Annotated in this window: 23 protein-coding genes and 2 rRNA genes (1 of these 25 cut by a window edge); 1 reads left to right on the forward strand and 24 read right to left on the reverse strand. The window is 52.9% G+C overall.

Going from position 1 to position 23,191, the window contains the following annotated elements; genetic code table 11:
* Positions 1-14: 14 nt before the first annotated feature.
* The 14 genes from rplK to K2F33_RS03965 all read right to left on the reverse strand — a co-directional run bounded on the left by rplK (position 15) and on the right by K2F33_RS03965 (position 11,001).
* Positions 15-440: a 50S ribosomal protein L11 gene (rplK, locus tag K2F33_RS03900; RefSeq protein ID WP_076176723.1), complete on the reverse strand. Its 426-nt coding sequence runs from the start codon at positions 438-440 to the stop codon at positions 15-17.
* Positions 441-506: 66 nt separating this feature from the next.
* Entirely contained in the window at positions 507-1,040 is a 534-nt protein-coding gene (gene nusG, locus K2F33_RS03905; protein WP_076176722.1) for a transcription termination/antitermination protein NusG, read from the reverse strand.
* Positions 1,041-1,062: 22 nt separating this feature from the next.
* Positions 1,063-1,251, reverse strand: a complete 189-nt coding sequence (secE, locus tag K2F33_RS03910) for a preprotein translocase subunit SecE (protein WP_076176721.1) — start codon at positions 1,249-1,251, stop codon at positions 1,063-1,065.
* Between the two features lie 21 nt (positions 1,252-1,272).
* Positions 1,273-1,422, reverse strand: coding sequence for a 50S ribosomal protein L33 (rpmG, locus tag K2F33_RS03915; protein WP_076176720.1), 150 nt, complete (start codon positions 1,420-1,422; stop codon positions 1,273-1,275).
* Between the two features lie 404 nt (positions 1,423-1,826).
* Positions 1,827-2,471: an RNA polymerase sporulation sigma factor SigH gene (gene sigH / locus K2F33_RS03920; RefSeq protein WP_076176719.1), complete on the reverse strand. Its 645-nt coding sequence runs from the start codon at positions 2,469-2,471 to the stop codon at positions 1,827-1,829.
* A gap of 161 nt (positions 2,472-2,632) precedes the next feature.
* Positions 2,633-3,154 carry an NYN domain-containing protein gene (locus K2F33_RS03925; RefSeq protein ID WP_076176718.1) on the reverse strand — a complete coding sequence of 174 codons (522 nt, stop codon included), beginning with the start codon at positions 3,152-3,154 and terminating at the stop codon, positions 2,633-2,635.
* A 5-nt stretch (positions 3,155-3,159) separates the two neighbouring features.
* Positions 3,160-3,906, reverse strand: a complete 747-nt coding sequence (rlmB, locus tag K2F33_RS03930; protein ID WP_089549793.1) for a 23S rRNA (guanosine(2251)-2'-O)-methyltransferase RlmB — start codon at positions 3,904-3,906, stop codon at positions 3,160-3,162.
* 43 nt (positions 3,907-3,949) lie between these two features.
* Entirely contained in the window at positions 3,950-4,414 is a 465-nt protein-coding gene (locus tag K2F33_RS03935; protein WP_145030018.1) for a Mini-ribonuclease 3, read from the reverse strand.
* Positions 4,411-5,817, reverse strand: a complete 1,407-nt coding sequence (cysS, locus tag K2F33_RS03940) for a cysteine--tRNA ligase (protein WP_263881026.1) — start codon at positions 5,815-5,817, stop codon at positions 4,411-4,413. Before cysS ends, K2F33_RS03935 begins: the two co-directional genes overlap by 4 nt.
* Positions 5,818-5,855: 38 nt before the next feature.
* Positions 5,856-6,536 (reverse strand): serine O-acetyltransferase, encoded by a 681-nt coding sequence (gene cysE / locus K2F33_RS03945; RefSeq protein WP_116234485.1) that lies wholly within the window; start codon positions 6,534-6,536, stop codon positions 5,856-5,858.
* Between the two features lie 602 nt (positions 6,537-7,138).
* Complete coding sequence (gene gltX / locus K2F33_RS03950) at positions 7,139-8,599, reverse strand: glutamate--tRNA ligase (protein WP_263881027.1); 1,461 nt, start codon at positions 8,597-8,599, stop codon at positions 7,139-7,141.
* Positions 8,600-8,674: 75 nt separating this feature from the next.
* On the reverse strand, positions 8,675-9,163 hold the full coding sequence (gene ispF / locus K2F33_RS03955) for a 2-C-methyl-D-erythritol 2,4-cyclodiphosphate synthase (RefSeq protein ID WP_105441910.1): 489 nt from the start codon (positions 9,161-9,163) through the stop codon (positions 8,675-8,677).
* Positions 9,160-9,870 carry a 2-C-methyl-D-erythritol 4-phosphate cytidylyltransferase gene (ispD, locus tag K2F33_RS03960; RefSeq protein WP_412973993.1) on the reverse strand — a complete coding sequence of 237 codons (711 nt, stop codon included), beginning with the start codon at positions 9,868-9,870 and terminating at the stop codon, positions 9,160-9,162. The genes ispF and ispD overlap by 4 nt, the downstream gene beginning before the upstream one ends.
* 54 nt (positions 9,871-9,924) lie before the next feature.
* The gene (locus K2F33_RS03965) at positions 9,925-11,001 is read right to left on the reverse strand and encodes a PIN/TRAM domain-containing protein (RefSeq protein ID WP_076176711.1); all 1,077 of its coding nucleotides are present in this window, start codon (positions 10,999-11,001) and stop codon (positions 9,925-9,927) included.
* A 227-nt stretch (positions 11,002-11,228) separates the two neighbouring features.
* On the opposite strand from K2F33_RS03965, the gene K2F33_RS03970 reads away from it, so the two are divergent.
* Positions 11,229-11,624, forward strand: coding sequence for a nucleoside triphosphate pyrophosphohydrolase family protein (locus K2F33_RS03970; RefSeq protein WP_076176710.1), 396 nt, complete (start codon positions 11,229-11,231; stop codon positions 11,622-11,624).
* 106 nt (positions 11,625-11,730) lie between these two features.
* Here K2F33_RS03970 and pssA read toward each other — a convergent pair whose 3' ends face one another.
* From pssA to K2F33_RS04020, 10 genes are all read right to left on the reverse strand, one after another.
* Positions 11,731-12,462, reverse strand: a complete 732-nt coding sequence (gene pssA / locus K2F33_RS03975; protein ID WP_076176709.1) for a CDP-diacylglycerol--serine O-phosphatidyltransferase — start codon at positions 12,460-12,462, stop codon at positions 11,731-11,733.
* Positions 12,463-12,516: 54 nt separating this feature from the next.
* A complete protein-coding gene (gene disA / locus K2F33_RS03980) occupies positions 12,517-13,593 on the reverse strand; it encodes a DNA integrity scanning diadenylate cyclase DisA (RefSeq protein ID WP_076176708.1) in 1,077 nt (358 codons plus the stop codon).
* Between the two features lie 13 nt (positions 13,594-13,606).
* Entirely contained in the window at positions 13,607-14,974 is a 1,368-nt protein-coding gene (gene radA / locus K2F33_RS03985; protein ID WP_089549786.1) for a DNA repair protein RadA, read from the reverse strand.
* Between the two features lie 227 nt (positions 14,975-15,201).
* The gene (gene clpC / locus K2F33_RS03990; protein WP_076176706.1) at positions 15,202-17,652 is read right to left on the reverse strand and encodes an ATP-dependent protease ATP-binding subunit ClpC; all 2,451 of its coding nucleotides are present in this window, start codon (positions 17,650-17,652) and stop codon (positions 15,202-15,204) included.
* A gap of 77 nt (positions 17,653-17,729) precedes the next feature.
* Complete coding sequence (locus tag K2F33_RS03995) at positions 17,730-18,788, reverse strand: protein-arginine kinase McsB (RefSeq protein ID WP_116234482.1); 1,059 nt, start codon at positions 18,786-18,788, stop codon at positions 17,730-17,732.
* A gap of 28 nt (positions 18,789-18,816) precedes the next feature.
* Positions 18,817-19,341, reverse strand: coding sequence for a protein-arginine kinase activator protein McsA (locus K2F33_RS04000; protein ID WP_263881029.1), 525 nt, complete (start codon positions 19,339-19,341; stop codon positions 18,817-18,819).
* Between the two features lie 29 nt (positions 19,342-19,370).
* Positions 19,371-19,832: a CtsR family transcriptional regulator gene (locus tag K2F33_RS04005; RefSeq protein WP_076176703.1), complete on the reverse strand. Its 462-nt coding sequence runs from the start codon at positions 19,830-19,832 to the stop codon at positions 19,371-19,373.
* Between the two features lie 404 nt (positions 19,833-20,236).
* Complete coding sequence (gene eis / locus K2F33_RS04010) at positions 20,237-21,424, reverse strand: GNAT family N-acetyltransferase (protein ID WP_263881030.1); 1,188 nt, start codon at positions 21,422-21,424, stop codon at positions 20,237-20,239.
* A gap of 383 nt (positions 21,425-21,807) precedes the next feature.
* Positions 21,808-21,924 (reverse strand): 5S ribosomal RNA (gene rrf, locus K2F33_RS04015).
* A 59-nt stretch (positions 21,925-21,983) separates the two neighbouring features.
* Positions 21,984-23,191, reverse strand: a 23S ribosomal RNA gene (locus K2F33_RS04020) (it continues 1,722 nt past the right edge of the window).

A 23,191-nucleotide genomic window follows, 5' to 3' on the forward strand; every position in this document is an offset into this window, starting at 1 on the left:
CAAGAAAAACCGGATTAGTCTTCGATTGTGATACCCATGCTGCGCGCAGTACCTTCAACCATACGCATAGCTGCTTCAACGGAAGCTGCGTTCAGGTCAGGCATTTTTTGCTCAGCGATCTCACGGACAGTGCTGCGTTTAACGGTAGCGACTTTCTTCTTGTTAGGTTCGCCGGAACCCTTCTCGATTTTGGCAGCTACGCGAAGCAGAACTGCAGCCGGTGGAGTTTTGGTAATGAACGTAAAGGAACGATCCTCAAATACCGAAATTTCAACCGGAATGATCAGACCAGCTTGATCAGCGGTACGAGCGTTGAATTCTTTACAGAATGCCATGATGTTGACACCTGCTTGACCCAATGCTGGACCTACTGGCGGCGCCGGATTCGCTTTACCTGCAGGGATTTGCAGTTTAACAACCTTGATTACCTTCTTTGCCATGTAAGACACCTCCTTCAAAAGTGGTTAGCGGGCCTCGAGGCCCTCCCACAAGAAACCTGAAGAACATTATATCTTCTCCACCTGAGTATAATCCAGCTCAAGCGGGGTTTCCCGTCCAAACATGTTGACGTGTACCTTCAGCTTGCTCTTGTCGACGAGAATTTCTTCTACCGAGCCAACAAAATTCGCAAAAGGACCAACTTTGATACGTACGGATTCTTTAATATCGAATTCGATCTTCGGCTTCGGCTCTTCCATACCCATATGCTTCAGAATCTGTTCCACTTCTTCCGGAAGCAAAGGCGTCGGCTTGGAACCCGAACCCGTCGAACCGACAAATCCCGTAACCCCTGGCGTATTGCGTACAACGTACCAGGAATCGTCAGTCTGGATCATTTCCACCAAGACATATCCGGGGTAAACCTTTCTCATGACGACCTTTTTCTTGCCGTCCTTGTTTACCACTTCTTCTTCCATCGGAACAAGAACGCGGAAAATCTTGTCTTCCATGCCCATGGACTCAACGCGTTTTTCCAAATTGGCTTTGACCTTATTCTCATACCCAGAATAGGTATGAACTACGTACCATCTTTTTTCCATATCAAGCCACCCGGGACCCTTCTTAAATAATCGCTTCGATCACAGCGGAAATGCCGATATCTAGAACCCAAAAATAAATCGTGACGATCGCAATGGTGCCAAGTACGATAAGCGTGTAATTCGTCAACTCTTTACGATTAGGCCAGCGAACTTTTTTAAGTTCCGCCCAGCTTTCAGAGAAAAAGGAAAACAGAGACTTGAAACCTTTCACGCCGACTACACCTCCAAAAAACTATCTGGTTTCGCGATGAGGAGTTTGCTCGTTACAAAACTTGCAAAATTTCTTCATCTCCATGCGGTCGGGGTGATTTCGCTTGTTTTTGGTAGTCGTATAGTTTCTTTGTTTGCAATTCGTACAAGCCAAAGTGATAATTACCCGCATGCTGTGCACCTCCCGAAGACGTCCTTCTATTTCAGAAGAGTCAATATTGATCCCTAGTAGGAAACAGCCTAAACTTTTCATCGCTGAAAAGAAAAAAAACCGTTCCTGCGAAATGAACGATTAAGCTCGTGCCGAAGCCTTTGCTCTACCATTCATTAAAACACGCGAATTTAGGCCTACCTAAAACACTTTATCACAAGGGTCAAACCATGTCAACGAAAGAATGGCCTTGTCAATACGCGTTTAAAAACCACGATTCCCTGTCGTTTCAAGCCTTTTTTTCTCATCATAAGCCGCCTGCATTCATTTACCAGTATGATTCATTCGTCCAGAGGTTAAACCTCGGCACTTCCGAGTGAATAAAAAAAGACTCCTTACGAGCCTTTCTTCACCTTAGCGTCTGTTCAATTGTCGCGAACTTCCAAATATCTCTCCAGCTTGCGCTTGACCCGCTGCAGAGCATTATCGATCGATTTCACATGCCGTTTCAAATCCACCGCAATTTCCTGATAGGAGCGGCCGTCCAAATACAGCATCAGCACTTTGCGCTCCAAGTCGCTCAGAATCTCGGACATCTTGTCCTCGAGTCCGACGAACTCTTCCTGGTTAATAATCAGCTCTTCCGGATCGCATACCTGCGAGCCGCAAATCACGTCAAGCAGCGTACGGTCGGAGTCCTCATCATAGATAGGCTTGTCCAACGACACGTAAGAATTCAGCGGGATATGCTTCTGTCTCGTCGCGGTCTTGATCGCCGTAATGATCTGCCTCGTAATGCACAGCTCGGCAAAAGCCTTGAACGAGGACTGCTTGTCCCCTCTGAAATCACGGATCGATTTGTATAAACCGATCATGCCTTCCTGGATGATATCCTCGCGGTCGGCGCCGATCAGAAAATAAGATCTGGCTTTGGCCCGCACGAAATTCCGGTACTTGTTAATCAAGTACTCCAGCGCTTCACTGTCACCCTCGCGGAAATATTCGACTACGTCCTCATCCGTCTTGTAATCATAATCAGATAACATTAACTCTTTAAGGTCGACGCTCACCAAGAAACCCCCCGGCTGCAACGCAAGGTACCCGTTACTCGTGAAATATACGAACAGTATAAATGATGCTCTCCAAGCCGTCAACCACGGATTATCCAAAAAAGAACAGCGATAGCAAAAATGTCAAGAGCTGCAAATTTGTCATTTCATACAAAAGTTGGCTATTCCCGCCGCCATCGTTCGAAGATTTCGCGGATGTCCGGCGACAGCTTGCTGTCCAGCGTATTGCGCGTCGATCTGGCCTGATCTTCCTTGATCCGCTTCTGGATCATCTGCTCGCTGTTCTCCACTTCGATCAACAGCTCCCGGGCGGACAAGCGAAGCGCTCCCCGCGCGAAGATGACATGCTGTTCGATCAAATCGCTGGTCGCCACATAAATCTGCCTGCTCCGCCGGGTCAGCTCTCCAACAAGACGCTCAATGCATTCGTCCGCCGTTTCCTTCTCCTTCGTAAAGTAAACCTGGACCTTGCTCTGCGAAAAGGATTTGCCCAGACCCGGCACCCGGTAGGCGTCAAATACCGCGATCACTTTTCTTCCGGAAAAAGCCTGGTAATCGGCCAGCCTGGCCAGCAGCTCGTCCCTGGCCTCCTGCATGCTGATCTGCGACAGCTCTGCAAGGGACGGCCATCCGCCGATCATGTTATAGCCATCGACCAGAAGCACATCGCGCAAAGCCGCCATTCCGGCTAACCTTGGGTGCGGCGCCGGCGCAGAACTTCGTACATCACGACTCCCGCGGCCACGGAAGCGTTAAGCGAGTTGATTTGACCTTTCATGGGGAGTTTCACCAAAACATCGCATTTTTCGCGGATCAGTCTGCCCATGCCTTTCCCTTCGTTACCGATGACTACGGCGACGGGGCCGTCAAACACATTCGTGTCGTACATCTCGGAGGAAGCCGACACGTCGGTACCGACGACCCAAATTCCTCTCTCTTTCAGCTCCTCAATGGTCTGCCCCAGGTTCGTTACGCGTGCGACCGGGACGTATTCGGCGGCGCCGGCGGACGTCTTGGACACGGTCGCGGTAACCTGTGCCGACCGGCGTTTCGGCACGATTACCCCATGAACGCCGGTGCAGTCCGCGGTCCGGAGAATGGAGCCGAGGTTGTGCGGATCTTCGATCTCATCCAACAGCAAGATGAACGGCGCCTCCCCCTTGGCTTCCGCTGCCTGCAGGATGTCCTCCACTTCGGCGTAGGCATAAGGCGCCGCCTGCGCGACCACCCCTTGATGCTGCATGCCCGGCGCCATCTGGTCCAGCTTGCGCTTGTCCACCTGCTGAATAACGACGCCAAGCTTTTTGGCCTCGAAAATGATCGGCTGCGTCAGATGCTTTTGGGCATTTTCCGCAATCCATATTTTATTGATCGTCCGCCCGGATCGAAGCGCTTCGGTGACCGAATGCTTCCCGGCAATGATTTCTTCCTCCATCGATTTTCCTCCTGATTCTTATTGCCTGTGATGGCCTGCCATCTTATTTCTTCTTGGGCTGCTGCTCTATGAACTTGATCCCCGTGTCGATTAACTCCTGCATGCGCTCGAACTGCCCGGTATAGTACAAGTATCCGATCAGGGACTCGAACGCGGTGGCATGCCGGTATTCCAGCACGTCGGCATTTTTCGGAATGGTGCCCGACTTGGCGTTGCGGCCTTGGCGGACTACGTCGCGCTCCTCTTCAGTCAGCATCTCCTCCAGCGCGCCGACAATCCGGCTTTGGGCCTTGGCCGAGACAAGTCCGGTCGCCGAACGGTGCAGCTGATTGGGCCGCAGGTTCGTCTTGGAAATCAAATATTGGCGGATGGCCACCTCATAGATAGCATCGCCAATATAAGCCAAGACGATTGGCGGAATCAGCCGGGCCGGCTTGGATGGCGGGTAGCTGAACATCCAGCTTCCCGCACTTTCCGGCAGCAGTTCGTTGCCGTCCGCCCCGCTCATTTGCGGCGCCAGCGCATGCCCTGCGCCGTATCCTCCAGCAGAATTCCCTTGGCCGCGAGCTCGTCGCGGATTTCATCCGCGCGGCCCCAGTTTTTGTTCTTCCGGGCTTCGGCACGCTCGGCGATCAGCTGCTCCACTTCCTCGTCCAGAAGCTCGGCCTTTTCCTCGAAATAGAGCCGCAGCACCGCGTTCAATTCGTCAAAAGCCGCCAGCATCGCCTTCAGTTCAGCAGGGTTCGCCACAGGCTCCTGAAGCAGCAGGTTGGCTTCACTGACCCATTCAAATACGGAGGTAATCGCATCCGGCGTATTGAAATCATCGTTCATTTTTTCATAGTAGGAAGCGAGAATCGCATCCAGCTTCTGCTGCACGGATTCGCGGACCGGACCGTTTCCGTCCGGAGCCACCGTATCCAGGCGGTGCTTCATATTCGTGACGGCGTTGGCGATCCGCTCCACGCTCTTCATCGCCTGATCCATCGTCTCGCTGTTGAAGTTGAGCGGGTTGCGGTAATGCGTGGACAGCATGAAGTAGCGGATCGCTTCTTTTTTATATTGGGCCCGCAGATCTTTGACCAAAATGCCGTTTCCGAGCGATTTCGACATTTTCTCGTTATTGATCTTGATATACCCGTTATGCATCCAGTAGTTGGCCAGCGGCTTGCCGGTCAAAGCTTCCGACTGTGCAATTTCGCACTCGTGATGCGGAAACTGCAGGTCCTGTCCACCTCCGTGGATATCCAACGTGTCGCCAAGGTAGCGGCGGGCCATGGCCGAGCATTCGATGTGCCAGCCAGGGCGGCCGTCGCCCCAAGGGCTTGCCCAGAAAATCTCACCCGGCTTCGCCGCCTTCCAAAGCACGAAGTCTTCCGGGCTTTCCTTCCGCTCGTCGACGCCGATCCGGATGCCGAACTGCAGCTCCTCCAGCTTCTGATGCGAAAGCTTGCCATACCCCGCAAATTTGCCGGTCCGGTAGAAGACGTCGCCACCTTTTTCGTAAGCGAAGCCTTCGTCTTCCAGCTCCTTGATAAAGGCGATGATGTTATCCATGTTCTCCGTCACCCGCGGGTTGATCGTCGCCTTATGAATGCCCAGCCCGTCGAGGTCTTCGTAGTACGCTTTAATAAACGTATCCGCCACCACCGGCACGGTGCTGTTCATCTGCTCGGCCTTGCGGATCAGCTTGTCGTCCACGTCCGTGAAGTTCACCACGTAATTGACTTCGTTGCCGATCTGCTCCAGATACGCGCGAACGACGTCGAAAAAGATCATCGGACGCGCATTCCCGATATGAATGTAGTCGTATACGGTCGGACCGCACACGTACATGTTCACCTTTCCCGGCTGCTTCGCCACAAACTCTTCTTTCGCCCGGATCATCGTATTATAAATTTGAAGGGACATATCCACATTTCCTTTCATCCATGAAATTCGCTGCTTCTTTATTTCGAACGTGCTCCAGCCGGGGTTTCCTCCTGCTGCAGCCGGTTGTTTTCCGTTTGTAGTCTTTCCAATTCACCGCGAAGCTGTTCGATCTCCTGCTGCATGCTGCGCAGCGAGTCGACGATCGGGTCAGGCAGCTGATGGCTGAGACGGTCCACCCGGCGCCCGTCCTGCTTCACGATTCTTCCCGGAATGCCCACCACCGTGCTGTTCGAGGGAACTTCCTTCAGAACGACCGAGTTGGCTCCGATGTTGCACTGGTCGCCGACCGTAAACGATCCCAGCACTTTCGCGCCGGACGCAATGACGACATTGTTGCCGATGGTCGGATGCCGTTTGCCTTTTTCCTTCCCGGTGCCCCCGAGGGTAACGCCCTGGTAAATGACGACGTCGTCCCCGATCTCACAGGTCTCCCCGATGACCACACCCATGCCATGGTCGATGAACAGGCGCTTGCCGATCTTCGCTCCGGGATGGATCTCGATCCCCGTCATGAAGCGGCTGACCTGGGAAATCACGCGCGCCAGCGTAAACCACCGGCGTTTGTACAGTGCATGCGCAACCCGATGAGCCCAGATGGCATGCAGCCCGGAATAGGTGAAAATGACCTCGAACAGACTTCTGGCCGCCGGATCATTCTCGAATACGGTTTGGATATCCGATTTCATGTGCTTGAACATATCCGTTCCCCTCTTTGCTTCTTCTGTTCTCCATCGTTTCGTGGAGGCACAACCCCTTCTCGTTCTGACAACAAAAGCGATCATCGACGCTTGTTCATCGAAGCCCAACACGCCCAGCGAAGATTCTTTCAACAAAAAACGCCCCTGCAGCATCATGCTGCAGAGACGTTATACGCGCGGTCCCACTCTGCTTGGGCCTTGCTGCTGACGTGCCCGCCGGTAATTCCGGCAGACTGCATCGCAAACGAAAAGCCCCACTTTCTGTCCTCATAACGGCGGACGTCCGGCACAGTCTAACGGGGGAGATCCTCCTCCGCTCATCCATGCAGCTCACAGGTGCATTTCCACTGCCGGCCAATAGGTAACTTCCAGCCTGAAGGAAAACTTGCGCCTCCCTTGCGGTCACCCTCTCTGTCAATGGCGTGATCAATGTACTTCTCCTGATCTTCGCTGATCGCACATTGGATCATTCGGCACTCCCTGTAACAGCGGGGCCGAAATGATTTTGCTTGTAATTATAGCCGATAAGTCGTCTTACTGACAAGAAGTGTTTCAGGGAGCTTATGGGTTAGAATATGCTGTGATTACAAGAAAGAATCCACTTATGCTCCCTTAATTTGCGATTTCAGCCGCTCGATCACGCGTCCGCGGCCCAGCAGGAAGATCGTCTCGTTCAGATCGCGGCCATGCATCTGGCCGGTCAGCGCGACGCGGATCGGCATAAAGAGCTGCTTGCCTTTCACGCCGGTCTCCTTCTGAACCTCTTTAATAAGCGCGGCAATATACGAAGCGGTATACTCCTCCGAAGCTTCGATCCTCGCCAGCAGCGCCGACAATACGGTAGGTACCTGCTCCTCAGCCAGCACCGGCAGGGCTTCCTGATCGATTTCCAGATGAGTGCGGAAGAACACCTCCGACAGATCGACAATATCCGATGCGGCTGTCATCTGTTCCTGATAGAGAGCGACCAGCTTGCGCGTCCATGCCTTCTGCTCCTCATCCAGTTCAGCCGGCAGGCGGCTCGCCCGCTGCAAGTGCGGAATCGCCAGCTCCGTAATCCGGTCGGTATCGGCATTCTTAATGTACGTATTGTTCAGATGAGCCAGCTTGTTCTGATCGAACACGGCCGGGCTCTTCGACAGGCGGTCCGGATTGAAGATCTTGATCAGCTCTTCTCTGCTGTAAATCTCTTCTTCGCCTTCCGGAGACCAGCCCAGCAGGGCGATAAAATTCACCATCGCTTCCGGCAGGTAACCCAACTGGTCGTACTGCTCGATGAACTGGATGATCGATTCATCCCGCTTGCTGAGCTTCTTGTGGTTCTCATTCACGATCAGCGTCATATGACCAAACAGCGGCGGCTCCCAGCCGAACGCCTCGTAGATCATCAGCTGGCGCGGCGTGTTGGAAATATGGTCTTCCCCGCGCAGCACGTGGGAAATTTCCATCAGATGGTCGTCGAGCACCACCGCGAAGTTGTACGTCGGAATGCCGTCCTTTTTCACAATGACAAAGTCACCGGTGTCCTGGGTATTGAAAGAAATCGTGCCTTTGACCATATCGTTGAACGTGTACGTTTTATTATCCGGTACCCGGAAGCGAATGCTGGCCACCCGGCCTTCCGCTTCGAATGCCTGACACTGCTCAGGCGTCAAGTCACGGTGCTTGCCGGAATAGCGCGGCGTCTCGCCGCGGGCGATCTGCTCTTCCCGTTCCTTCTCCAGCTCTTCCTCGGTGCAATAGCAGCGGTAAGCCAAGCCGCGGTCCAGCAGGTCCTGCCAGTATTTCTTGTAAATGTCCAGACGTTCGGTCTGGCGGTAAGGGCCATACGCCCCGCCCACATCGACGCTTTCGTCCCAGTCCATGCCAAGCCATTTCAAATACTTCAGCTGGCTTTCTTCGCCGCCTTCGATATTCCGCTTCACGTCCGTATCTTCGATTCGGATAATAAACTCTCCGCCCTGGTTACGGGCATACAAATAGTTAAACAGCGCCGTTCTGGCATTGCCAATATGTAAATGTCCGGTTGGACTCGGTGCATAACGTACGCGCACTTTGCTCATCCTGATCCCCTCCGTCATATCATTGATCAATAAAGTCCGTTCAGAAATACTTTACCCTATTCCAGCTTAAATCCTTCAAGATGATAGCACATCTTGGATCAAGCATACAACCGATTGGGCTGCAATGCCTTCTCCCCGACCGGTGAATCCGAGCTGCTCCGTCGTAGTTGCCTTCACATTGACCTGTGTCACGTCGGCATCCAGCGCCTTGGCGATGACTTCAGCCATCTGCGGAATATAAGGAGCCATTTTCGGACGCTGGGCGATAATGGTCGAATCGATGTTGCCCAGGCGGTACCCCCGCTCCTTGGCGAGGCCCCATACATGCAGCAGCAGCTTCAAACTGTCCGCGTCCTTGAATTCCGGATCCGTATCGGGAAAATGCTTGCCGATGTCCCCCAGCGCAAGCGCACCCAAAATCGCATCCGCGACGGCATGCAGCAGCACGTCCGCGTCGGAATGTCCCAGCAGCCCCTTCTCATACGGAATCGTGACTCCGCCAATGATGCACGGCCTGCCCTCCACCAGCTGGTGAACGTCAAACCCTTGTCCTACACGTATCATCCCTTTTTCTCTCCCTTGCGTTTCTGCATAAATGCGGCGTACTCCAAATCTTCCGGCGTCGTAATTTTGATATTCGTATAGCTGCCTTCCACAACGGCCACGGGAATGCCCAGCCGCTCCACGAGCATGGAGTCGTCGGTGCCGGTGAAGCCGTCCGCTGCGGCGCGTTCATGAGCCCTTTTCAAATCGGAAAGACGAAAAGCCTGTGGGGTGTGAATGGCCCACAGACTCCGGCGATCAGGGGTCGCCAGAATCGTCCCCGAATCGTTCACCTGCTTGATGGTATCCTTCACCGGCACCGCCAGCACGGCCGCTCCTTCCTGGAGCGCCTTCCGGTAGCATGCCTCAATGTGTTCAGGTTCCACGAACGGGCGAACCCCGTCATGAACCATTACCCATTCTGTGCCGATTTCCATCAAGCCGTTGTATACGGATTGTTGTCTTTCGCTTCCGCCGGCGATGACCTTGGTTACTTTACCAAGTCCGTAATTCCGGATCCACTGCTCGCAGCGCGGAATATCGTCCGCACCGGTGACCAGGACCACTTCTTTCACCAGCAGCATTTGTTCAAAAATGTCAAGCGTATGCATAATGATGGGCTTGTCTTCAAGCATAAGGTACTGCTTGCTTTCCTGCGTCCCCATCCGGGAGCCGCGGCCCGCGGATACCACAATGACGCCCACCTGATTCTCTGTGCCCAAGTCGATGCAAAGCCTCCTCAACAACTGACCGAAAAAGAGTATACCCCCATCATACCGCGTTTACTGGGCTTTTTCCAACAGTTTCGGTTTGGCGAAGATCATCCGCCCCGCGGAGGTCTGCAGCACGCTCGTTACCAGCACTTCCATCATATTGCCTATATAGTCGCGTCCGCCTTCAACCACAATCATGGTTCCGTCGTCGAGATAAGCCACTCCCTGGCCATGCTCTTTGCCGTCCTTGATCACCTGCACCATAATTTCTTCCCCCGGCAGGACGACCGGCTTCACGGCGTTGGCCAAATCGTTAATGTTCAGTACGGATACGCCTTGCAGCTCGCACACCTTGTTCAGGTTAAAATCGTTGGTCACCACTTTGCCCTGCAGCACCTTGGCGAGCTTCACCAGCTTGCTGTCCACCTCGGAAATTTCTTCGAAATCCCCTTCATAGATCAGCACCCTGACGTCCAGTTCCTTCTGGATCTTGTTCAAAATATCGAGTCCTCTGCGTCCGCGGTTCCGCTTCAAGAGGTCAGAGGAATCCGCGATATGCTGAAGCTCTTCCAGTACAAATTCGGGAATGACGATCGTTCCTTCGATAAAACCGGTTTTGCAGATGTCCGCGATCCGGCCGTCGATAATGACGCTCGTATCGAGAATTTTATGCTCCTCAATCCGGCGTTCCTCCGGCAGCTCGCCCCGGCTCCATTTGCCGGAAGTCCACAGGGAAGCGAGCTCCTCTTTCTTTTCCAAGCCGATCCGAAGTCCCATATAACCGCACACAAACGTCACGCCGACAGCCAGCAAATCCCCGGCATGTCCAATCCAGGCAAGGCTGGGGTAGATTAATAGAGCCAGCAGCAGTCCTCCGATCAGACCCGACGCTCCGGCCGCCAGTTCATTCATCGGCGTGTTCGAGAACGAAGCGATAAACGAATGCAGACGATACGATACAGCTTGAGCACACAGGGAACCAATCAACATAAATAAAATTGCGCCAACCACAGCGAACATCAGGCTGCCCCACAGCGAATCATCAATTCCAATTCCAGGGAACGACCAGCCTGCTGCATGATGCAGCGAGTACCCGATCCATGCCCCGCATAATCCGGCAAATGCCGTGATCGATTTCCTCAGCATCAGTTCCCTCACCTCCTTAAATCCATATTTTTAATAGTTGCAGATTTCATTAGCAGTATGGTCCATTTTGCAGCAACCTAATCCTGTATATTCCAATTTTTATTGGACGGCTGAACCTTTCTTTTGTACCATCCTACAGAAGTCTCGTTTTTGGTTGAAAATGGGGAATTGACTGGAATATAATAAGTTCAATTCAAAAAACTAGAGGTTAGAGGTGAATAGGTTACATGGGCACACCAAGTTTACAAGACTTTCAAGATCAGGTTTCCGAACTGTTGCTCCGTCACCGCAGTCTGCTGGATGTATTGTCAAAGAATGGACAAAGCAGTGCCTCCGTGAACCGGTCCGTCGCCAAAGCGATTACCGATTGCGGCTGTATTGAACTTCATGCCACCAAACAAACCTTTGCTCCGGGACTGAACCTCGAGGAAGCCAAGGAAACGGTACGGACCCATGTCCAAGGGGAGCTGTGCGAGAACTGCCGTGAGGTGATCAGCACCGAGCTGGGGCGAAACCTGTTCTATATGTCGGCGCTGTGCAATCTGCTCGATATCAATATGGATGAAGTGGTCCGGAAGGAATCGCAAAAATGCTCTACCCTCGGTCTGTTTAACATGTCATAGAAGACAAGATTTTTTTATACATCAAAAAAAGCATTTATCTCGCTGCTCCGGGCAGGAAATAAATGCTTTTTATTTTTGCATCCCGTTCTATTAAACAGGACGTCGTTTATGAGGAGTGGTCGTTGAACACTTTATCGGACTGCTCGCGATGGCGCCGGCGTCTCCGCGACAACCTTCTCACGTTCTCCTTCACACCGTAAGCGGCATACAGCACCAGCGGCAGGAAAATCAGCTTGGAGAGCTGATCCGGGAACGTAACGGCGACCGCAACTCCGGCAAGGATGACGAACGGCGCGTACATCATCGCTTTCTTCGGAAAACCGATTTTCTTGAAGTTCGGATACCGGACCGTGCTGACCATCAGGTATGACAGCAGCAGCATGGCGATGATCATATAGGGGGCGGAAATATCATCACGGAACAAAGATAATGTTGCAAGCACACCGCCCGCTGCCGGTATAGGCAGACCTATAAAGTAGCCCGGGCTGCCTGATTGGACGTTGAAGCGGGCAAGCCGAAGCGCCCCGCACATGGGAAATACGGCGGTTACCGTCCAGATCAGCGCATGATGCATATCGTGGAAACAAGAAATGTACATGATAAGTGCGGGTGCAACACCAAAGGAAATTACATCCGAGAGGGAGTCCAGTTCCTTGCCCAACTCACTCTGTGCATTGAGCGCCCGGGCCACCCGGCCGTCCAATCCGTCGAGAAGCATTGCAATGATAATCATGATGGCCGCCAAGCTCAGCTTGTTGTCGAGGGCCAGCATAATCCCTACCATTCCGAGAAACAAGTTACCCAAGGTACACATGTTCGGAATTGATTTCGTAAACATTTTCTCACCTCAAATATCGTAGTACCCCCATGTCATCCATTGATTGTATGGCATTTAAATTTGTCTGTCAATGAATACTTGTTCCTGCAAGCGTTTCAGTCCCTCTTTAATATTGCGGGCTCTGACTTCGCCAATTCCATCCACTTCATCCAATTCTTCGATCGTAGCCATCATGATATGCGGCAGCCGTTCAAAGCGTTCCACCAGGTTGTGAATGATGACGTTCGGCAGACGTGGAATTTTATTGAGGATCCGGTAACCACGGGGTGCTACAGACTCTTCTGAGGTTGCCGCCGACAACGGATATCCCAGCAGACGGACGACATAGTGGATATCGAGCAGCTCGTCGTCGGTCGCCCGTTTCAGTCCGGCGATCATCTCGCGGATCTTCTCATCGTTGTCGTCACGGGCATAGTCTTTGTACAGGAGCCAGGCTTCTTCCTCCATGTTGCTCACGAGCTCTTCCATCTGCATGCTGATCAGGCGCCCTTCGTTCCCCAGCTCGTTGATGTATCGCTTGATTTCCATCTTGATGCGCAGAACCATCTCCACGCGCTGAATGACGTTGACCACTTCGGGTACGGTGACCAGCTCTTCGAATTCGGAAGCCGACAGGTTCGTCAGCGACTGGTTCAGCACCGCCCGGTACTTCTCCAGTGTCTGAAGCGCCTGGTTGGCTTTGGTTAGAATGACGCCGATCTCTTTCAACGCGTAGCGGAGCGTCCCTTGGTACAAGGTAATGATGTTCCGGCGCTGGGAAATCGACACGACCAGCTTGCCGGTCTGTTTGGCGACCCGCTCGGCCGTCCGGTGCCGAATCCCCGTTTCGATCGAAGATATGGACGAGTCAGGAATCAGCTGGGTATTGGCATACAGAATCCGCTTCAGGTCTTCGCTCAAAATGATGGCCCCGTCCATCTTGGCCAGCTCATATAAGTAGTTGGGCGAGAAATCGCAGTTGATGGAGAAGCCTCCGTCCACAACCTCCATCACTTCGGGACTGTAGCCGACCACCAGCAGTCCCCCGGTTTTGGCGCGCAGCACGTTTTCCAGGCCGTCGCGAAACGGCGTGCCGGGTGCCACGAGCTTCAATAAATCGTTCATTTTCTCCAATTGGCTCGGTTCTTTCATCTTCATTTGCCCCCTAATCTAACGCGACCGCTAGTGCATCTGCAACGGTACTCACTCCGATGATTTCAATACCTTTGGGGTGCCTCCATCCTTTCAAACTTTTCTCCGGTAAAATAATCCGCTTGAACCCCAGCTTCTCCGCTTCCCGGACGCGCTGTTCCACACGGGAGACGCCCCGGACTTCGCCGGTCAGGCCGACTTCGCCGAACATGACGTCATACGGCTTTGTCGGAATATCCCGAAAGCTGGAGGCGATGCTGACGGCGATGGCCAGATCAACCGCCGGTTCGTCCAGCTTGACGCCCCCCGCCACGTTCAGGTACGCATCCTGATTCTGCAGGAACATGCCCATCCGCTTCTCCAGCACCGCAATGATCAGTCCCATCCGGTGATGGTCGATCCCGGTGCACATGCGCCGGGGTGACGGAAAATGCGTGGAAGAGATCAAGGCCTGAAGTTCGACCAGGACGGGTCTGGTGCCCTCCATGCTGGCCACGACCGTGGACCCCGCCACGCCGAGCGGGCGCTCGGACAGAAACAGCTCCGACGGGTTTCCCACCTCGACCAACCCGACCTCGTTCATCTCAAAAATGCCGATCTCATTTGTCGATCCAAAGCGGTTCTTAACGGCTCTTAACAGCCGGTAGGTATGATGACGCTCGCCTTCAAAATAAAGCACACAGTCCACCATATGCTCCAGCAGCCTCGGTCCGGCGATGGCCCCTTCCTTTGTAACATGCCCCACAAGGACGGTGGCGATGCCGAGCCCTTTGGCTACCCGCATAAACCGGGCCGTACATTCCCGGACCTGCGCCACGCTTCCCGGCGCGCTGGTCACCTCGGGAATGTAGACCGTCTGGATGGAGTCGATCACCAGAAACTGAGGCTTTACACTCTCGATCGCCTCTTCGATCAGATCCATATTCGTCTCGCACAGAACGTACAGTTCCGGCGAGAGGGCACCGAGGCGATCCGCCCGGAGCTTGGTCTGACGGACCGATTCCTCACCGGACACGTACAGCACGCGCAGGCCGGACTGCGTCAGGGCGTGCGACGTTTGCAGGAGCAGGGTCGACTTGCCGATGCCCGGGTCGCCCCCGACAAGAATGAGCGATCCGGGAACGATCCCGCCGCCCAGAACGCGGTTGAGCTCGCCGATCCCGGTCAGCACCCTTGCTTCCTGGCTGCTCTCTATATTTATGATCGAAAGCGGCTTTTCTTTACTATGAAAAAGCGGGGAATTCATCCCCTGCGTCTTGATGATGCTTTCCGTTTCTTCTACCATCGAGTTCCAGGCCTGGCAGCCCGGACACTTTCCGTACCACTTGGCAGCTTCATAGCCGCACTCGGTACAGTAAAATTTCGTTTTCGATTTGGCCATGCTCTCTCCTTTGCTGCAGCCAATTTGTCTAATTATGTCGTTACCTCAGAATTTTGGCATTATTTTAAGTTTACCATTTATTAAGATTTATCGTAAAGTCTATCCAAAAACTTTACATTGATTTATCACTGCGATACAAACAAAAAAGGGACCGACCCGCCGGGTCCATAAAAACCGGCGGGGCAATCCCTTGTTGTTTCAAGCTTCGTATGAAGTCACCGGCTCATTTACGACTGTGTATTGGCCGATACATTTTCGTTTTTGCTGACCGTCAGCGCGCCGTTCTCTTCATCGATAATCAGCGAGTCGCCCTTGGACACATGGCCCGTGAGCAATTCTTCCGACAGACGGTCCTCGATATGCTTCTGGATCGCCCGGCGAAGCGGACGGGCACCGAATGCCGGGTCGTAGCCTTCTTTGGCGAGGAATGCCTTGGCTTTATCCGTCAGGGTAAAGTCGACATTGAATTCGCGCAGGCGTTTACGCAGCTCTTCGGTCATCGTCGTCACGATTTCGGCGATGTGCTTCTCTTCGAGCGAGTGGAAGACGATGATTTCGTCGATCCGGTTCAGGAACTCCGGACGGAAGCTCTTCTTCAGCTCTCCCATCACTTTATCCTTCATGTTGTTGTAATCGGCCCCGGCGTCAGCTGCTGCCGTGAAGCCCATCGTGGAGTTCCGCTTGATCGCTTCCGCACCGACGTTGGAGGTCAGAATGATCAGCGTGTTGCGGAAGTCCACCACACGGCCCTTGGAGTCGGTCAGACGGCCGTCCTCCAGCACTTGAAGCAGAATGTTGAACACTTCAGGGTGCGCCTTCTCGATTTCGTCCAGCAGAACGACCGAGTACGGCTTGCGGCGTACTTTTTCAGTCAGCTGGCCGCCTTCGTCATAGCCGACGTATCCCGGAGGCGCTCCGACCAGCCGGGACGTGGAGTGTTTCTCCATGTACTCGGACATGTCGATGCGGACTACCGCATTTTCGTCACCGAACATCGCCTCGGCCAGAGCGCGGGCCAGCTCGGTTTTACCGACACCCGTAGGTCCAAGGAAGATGAACGATCCAATCGGACGCTTCGGATCCTTCAGACCGGCACGGGAACGTCTTACCGCGCGGCTGACCGCCTTGACGGCTTCTTCCTGGCCGATAACGCGTTCGTGCAGGATTGTCTCCATATTCAGCAGGCGTTCCGTTTCTTCTTCCTTCAGCTTGCTGACCGGAATGCCGGTCCAGCTGGCCACAACCTGGGCGATATCCTCAGGCGTCACTTCGGAGTCCGTACGGCCCTGTTTTTCTTTCCATTGGTTCTTTGTAACGTCCAGCTCTTCGCGGATCTTCTGCTCCGTATCGCGAAGGGCTGCCGCTTTCTCGAATTCCTGGCTTTGCACGGCCGAATCTTTTTCCTTGCGGATATCTTCAAGCCGGCTTTCCAGTTCCTTCAGATTCGGCGGAATGGTGTACGTGTGAAGCCTTACTTTGGAGCCCGCCTCGTCGATCAGGTCGATCGCTTTATCCGGCAGGAACCGGTCGGAAATGTAGCGGTCCGACAGCTTCACGGCTTCCACGATCGCTTCATCCGTAATTTTCACGCGGTGATGCGCTTCGTAGCGGTCGCGCAGGCCGAACAGAATTTGAATCGCTTCTTCCGGAGACGGCTGATCCACCGTGATCGGTTGGAAACGGCGCTCCAGAGCGGCGTCTTTCTCGATATATTTGCGGTACTCATCCAGCGTGGTGGCACCGATGCACTGCAGCTCGCCGCGGGCAAGCGACGGCTTCAGAATGTTGGATGCGTCGATGGCGCCTTCCGCGCCGCCGGCACCGATCAGCGTATGCAGCTCGTCGATAAAGAGGATGATGTTGCCCGCTTGGCGGATCTCATCCATGATTTTCTTCAAGCGGTCCTCGAACTCGCCGCGGTATTTCGTACCGGCTACAACCGATCCCATGTCCAGCGTCATGACGCGTTTGTCACGCAGCGTTTCCGGGATTTCGTTGTTGATGATTTTTTGCGCCAGGCCTTCGGCGATGGCGGTTTTACCAACCCCCGGCTCACCGATCAGCACCGGATTGTTTTTGGTCCGGCGGCTGAGGACCTGGATGACTCTTTCGATCTCGTTGCTGCGTCCGATAACCGGATCCAGGTTGCCTTCCTTGGCAATCGCAGTCAAGTCACGGGCCAGGCTGTCGAGCGTCGGCGTGCTGACGTTGGATTGGTTGCCGTGATGGCTGGATACAGCTTCGCTGCTGCCCAGCAGCTGCAGCACTTGCTGGCGCGCCTTATTCAGGCTGATGCCGAGATTATTCAACACACGGGCGGCCACGCCTTCACCTTCGCGGATGAGGCCGAGCAGGATATGCTCTGTGCCCACATACGTATGACCCAATTTGCGCGCTTCGTCCATGGACAGCTCAATTACCTTTTTGGCGCGAGGGGTATAAGCGATATTCGTCGGCTGTTCCTGCCCCCGTCCGATGAGCGTTTCCACTTCATCCTGGATTTTTTCAAGGCCAAGTCCGAGTCCGATTAAAGCTTTAGCGGCTATGCCGTCCCCTTCCCGGATCAGTCCGAGCAAAATATGCTCTGTACCAATGTTGTTATGCCCTAAACGAACCGCTTCCTCTTGTGCCAATGCGAGCACCTTCTGCGCACGTTCCGTAAATCTTCCGAACATCATATCTCCTGCACCTCCATGAGTTTTATCATCGCTTCTCCACTTGCGTCCTTCATCGTAATACTGTATATCATAAAGGCTCAGCGCTTTCCGAGGGTTTCCCGGATGAGCTTCGCCCGGTAAATATCGCGTTCTTCGGTGTTCATCTCGTGACCGTAGGTTTTCTGCAGGAAGCCCGGCTGGGTCATCACATTCAGTTCATTCATCACCGAAATAGACGGTCCCTCAAGAATCCCGAGGTCAACTCCAAGGCGTACGTCAGAGAGACGCTGCCCCGCCTCTTTCGAATCCATCACTTCCGCGTAGGATAAAATCCCATAGGACCGTTTGATGCGGTCGGTAATGCGGAGTCTGGAATCGTTCATAAGCCGCGTGCGTGCATTTTTCTCATGCTCGATAATCTGCAGCACGACGCTGTGGAGGTTGTCGATGATTTCATTCTCGGTCTGTCCCAAGGTAATCTGATTCGAGATTTGGAACAGGTTACCTATTGCTTCGCTGCCTTCCCCGTAAATTCCTCTAACGGTGAGCCCAACTTGTGAAACAGCGGATAAAATCCGGTTGATCTGCTGGGTCATCACCAGCGCCGGGAGGTGCATCATGACCGAAGCCCGCAGGCCTGTGCCCACATTGGTTGGACAGCTGGTCAAGTACCCGTGCTTATCGTCAAAGGCGTAATCGATATATTCCTCAAATTTATCGTCAATGCTCGAGGCCTTCTCCCAGGCTTGGCGGATTTGAAAACCGGGGTATAGACATTGAATGCGAAGATGGTCCTCTTCGTTAATCATAATGCTGACCGATTCGTCCTCACTGAGGATGACCGCGCCGTTCTGGGATTCATTCGCCAAATTAGGGCTGATCAAATGCTTCTCTACCAGCACCCTTTTGTCCAGCGGATCGATGTGGTCGAGCTCCACGGTATAAAAAGTTCCAAAAGACTGAAGGTGATCACTGGGAATACCCGTCAGACGTTTGAGCACTTCCTCCGACTGCTGGCGGGTGGCCAATAGCGGAAAAGGAAGATGCTGCAGGTTGCGCGCAACCCGAACCCGGCTGCTGATGACGATTTCGGAAGCATCGGCTTGGCCGCGCATCCAATCGCTCAGCGCTTTCTCGGTAAACCGGAGATTTGGCATCACGCATTCCTCCTCCTTCGAGTGAACTTTACTGTTCCGACAATTCTTTCTCAAGCTTACGGATCTGGTCGCGCAGCTTCGCAGCCTCTTCGAATTCCTCTTCGTGAATACGCTGCTGAAGCTCGAGCTTCAAGCCGTCGATTTTCCGTTTGGCTTGAATTTTGCTGCCGCCTCTCTTGGGCAGCTTGCCGACATGTACGGTACTGCCGTGAACTCTTTTGAGCAGAGGGTCCAGGCGGTTGCCGAAGTACTTATAACAGGAGCTGCAGCCGAACCGGCCGATCTTGCTAAACTGCGAGTACGTCATCCCGCACTCTTCACATCTCAGCGATTGAGCAGCCTTGGCGCTGCTTGCCGCTCCTTTGCCGGCCATGTCAATGTCCATGAGACCAGACAGCAGGCTGTGTATAGAAAATCCGCCAGAGGTTCCGGGGATCATTTCCCCTTTCTCCCGGGCACAGGATTCGCAAAAATGAAACTCCGTCTTCTCACCATTCACAATCTTGGTAAAATGGAGAGTCGCCGGCCTCTTACCACATTCTTCGCAAAGCATACCGATGTACCTCCTTTTTCTCCGTAAGCCTATTTGCCTAACAAAGAAATCAGCATCGCCTTCATCAGCCGAGCACGTATCTCATCCCGGTAAGGAAGCTTGATCATCAGGCACTCTCTGGATATCGCAGCGCGCATAATGCTCGCTTCGCGCTTACTAAGGATGCGTGCCTCCTCCAACTGATAGATCAGCCCTTCGGCCACGTTCTGATCGATGCGTTCCCCAATCGTTTGGTGGAGATGCGTATGAAGCGCCGAGTATTGCGGGAGTTCAATCCGTTGAATCCGGATATACCCTCCGCCACCGCGCTTGCTTTCCACAAGATAACCTTTTTCCAGCGTGAATCGTGTACTGATCACATAGTTGATCTGGGATGGAACGCATGAGAACTGATCAGCCAGATCGTTGCGCTGAATTTCAATCATTCCTTCGGGACTATCATGCAGAATACCCTTCAGATATTGTTCAATAATATCAGAGATATTACGCATTGTTCATCCTCCATTACGTTAAAACGTCAAGACCTTCATGGTCATTCGTTAGTCCGTTCGCATACCCAAACCATCTCCTTTAAACTTAACCAATGGTCGTGGGCTCGAATCTGGATCTTAACCCGGTGAATATGTTATAACTGATCTAAACCTTGCGCATTCACTATTGTGAGTTCAACGGTAAACAAACATACATTTGAATTTACGTTGACTTTGACTTTCTTTGATCTAAATTATAACATATTCTCACGTTTTGCCAAGAGGGTGTATCTTCATTTTTGACGTTCTCCTTCTTTTTATACCGCACCGATACGAAATAACCCCCTGCAACGTATGCAGAGGGCTATCATTCTGACCGGATCCCAGCTCATAAGAATTGTACGGCATGGTATTTTATTCCATAATTAAAAGAAATCCATAAACAAGGTCTGTCGAGCGGGGATCCGCTCTTCCAATATGCTCACTGCCTTCCGATTGCCTGCAATTCGCCCGGATTGGTATAGTTCAGCCGGCCGTTTGAACCCCGTCAGCAGGACGGTCAGTGCCTGGATGTCGCAGCTAAGGACCTCCTCCTGCTGTTCTTGAGATGAATCCAGGGGGGTGACCGATACGGTTCCGTCCGATGAGAACGCCCAGCTCCAAACGCCTTCATTCCAAGGTGCATACATATCCGTCAGCTGAATAGTTAGACGCTCAGTTCTCCCCTCACCGGAGGCTGTAAAAGGATAAGTTTCGACGAGTTTCTTCATATTTACGACACGGGCCATCCCATATGGGATAATTTCCTGGTTAATCCGTGGATCGGCCAAATGATATGTAAGACTGTCATCCATCGGCATGAAATTGACGATCACCTGCGTCACCATTGAATCGTGATTGGCGATATAAGTCCATAGCGCACGGCGTGCCTCATCCGTGACATAAATGAGTTCATCGATGGTAAACTCCTTGTTTTCCACCTTATAAAGAACATATCCTTCCGGCGCACCTGATGCCGAATAATATACCGCGGTATGCCCATCCTCGTCCAGTACCGAACGGGTCCACCATTCCCGCGTCCGAACCATCAATCCATTATAACGTTTGGAAAATGCAGCATAGACCGTATCCAGAACATCCACGTCTTTGATATCCCGCCGAACCGCACCTTCAGTGGTGACCTTTGCCGGCAATTTATCGGTCGAAATGACATATTTCTTGTACTCGCTGAACATTTCCCAGCCGTATTTCCGGTAAAACGGGTAGGAAAAAGGATGCAGCATGGAAAAGACCTGCCCGTTCTCATTCATCTGCTGCAGCGCGTGCGTCAACAGATGCTTAATATAACCCTGCCGGCGGTTCTCCGGCCATGTGGAAACGCTCGCAATCCCGCCCATAGGAAAAGTCTCACCTTGAACCGATACCGTAAGCGGGATTAACACCAGCTTAGCCGCCAGTTGCTCATCTTCGTCAAAAATGCCCCACACCTGCTCAGGTTTAAATCGTTCTTTGGCCAGCTGCTTCCGCTCGGGAGTCATCTTGTATTGAAAAGCATATTCGCTTAGCCGAGTGCTTTGCTCAAATTCATCTTCCCGTAAATTCCGGATTTCCATGCTTCCACCTCGCCTATTAAGGATGTGCCTGCGAATTCAGTCAGACCCTCATCGTCCTGACAATCATTGAATTCAAAGACGAGTATGGCAAAACCTGTGTGCAAAGTCAATCCATCCTGCAATCTATCCTGTTTACCTGGGGACAACTTATATAAAGAATAGGATCTTGTCGTGGTTATTCAGGATCATCTGTGGGTTATGGGGATCATTTTGTGTATTTGTGGATGGTTTTTTGGCGAAACGGGGAGTCGAAAACGTTATCTGTGCATAATTAAGATGAAGAAATGTTAAAAACATTGGAGCCTGTGGATGAAAAAAGCCCCTTATCAACAGGAGCGGGGGAACAAAAAAACCACTGTCGATGTTATCAACAGTGGTCCTTCGCTTGGCAACGTCCTACTCTCCCAGGACCCTTCGGTCCAAGTACCATCGGCGCTGGAGGGCTTAACGGTCGTGTTCGGGATGGGTACGCGTGGAACCCCTCCGCTATCGCCACCAAACGTTCAAGTGTTTGATCACTTGAAAACTAGATACGAAACGAATCTGTGTTTTATATTTATTGGATAAGCCCTCGACCGATTAGTATTGGTCAGCTCCATGCATTGCTGCACTTCCACCTCCAACCTATCTACCTCGTCGTCTACAAGGGGTCTTACATACTGGGAAATCTCATCTTGAGGGGGGCTTCACGCTTAGATGCTTTCAGCGCTTATCCCGTCCGTACGTAGCTACCCAGCCATGCTCCTGGCGGAACAACTGGTGCACCAGCGGTACGTCCATCCCGGTCCTCTCGTACTAAGGACAGCTCCTCTCAAATTTCCTACGCCCACGACAGATAGGGACCGAACTGTCTCACGACGTTCTGAACCCAGCTCGCGTACCGCTTTAATGGGCGAACAGCCCAACCCTTGGGACCTACTTCAGCCCCAGGATGCGATGAGCCGACATCGAGGTGCCAAACCTCCCCGTCGATGTGGACTCTTGGGGGAGATAAGCCTGTTATCCCCAGGGTAGCTTTTATCCGTTGAGCGATGGCCCTTCCATGCGGTACCACCGGATCACTAAGCCCGACTTTCGTCCCTGCTCGACTTGTAGGTCTCGCAGTCAAGCTCCCTTCTGCCTTTGCACTCTTCGAATGATTTCCAACCATTCTGAGGGAACCTTGGGGCGCCTCCGTTACTCTTTAGGAGGCGACCGCCCCAGTCAAACTGCCCACCTGACACTGTCCCCATACCGGATCACGGTACCAGGTTAGAACCTAGATACGATCAGGGTGGTATCCCAACGGCGCCTCCACCCAAGCTGGCGCTCAGGTTTCAAAGGCTCCCACCTATCCTGTACAGATCGTACCCAAATCCAATATCAAGCTGCAGTAAAGCTCCATGGGGTCTTTCCGTCTTGTCGCGGGTAACCTGCATCTTCACAGGTATTAAAATTTCACCGGATCTCTCGTTGAGACAGCGCCCAAGTCGTTACGCCATTCGTGCGGGTCAGAATTTACCTGACAAGGAATTTCGCTACCTTAGGACCGTTATAGTTACGGCCGCCGTTTACTGGGGCTTCGGTTCACAGCTTCGGGGTAAACCCCTAACCGCTCCCCTTAACCTTCCAGCACCGGGCAGGCGTCAGCCCGTATACTTCGCCTTGCGGCTTCGCACAGACCTGTGTTTTTGCTAAACAGTCGCTTGGGCCTTTTCACTGCGGCCCCCTCGTGCTATTCACACTACCGGGGCACCCCTTCTCCCGAAGTTACGGGGTCATTTTGCC

Source organism: Paenibacillus sp. PSB04, from assembly GCF_025809195.1.
GTDB lineage: Bacteria > Bacillota > Bacilli > Paenibacillales > Paenibacillaceae > Paenibacillus_AQ > Paenibacillus_AQ favisporus.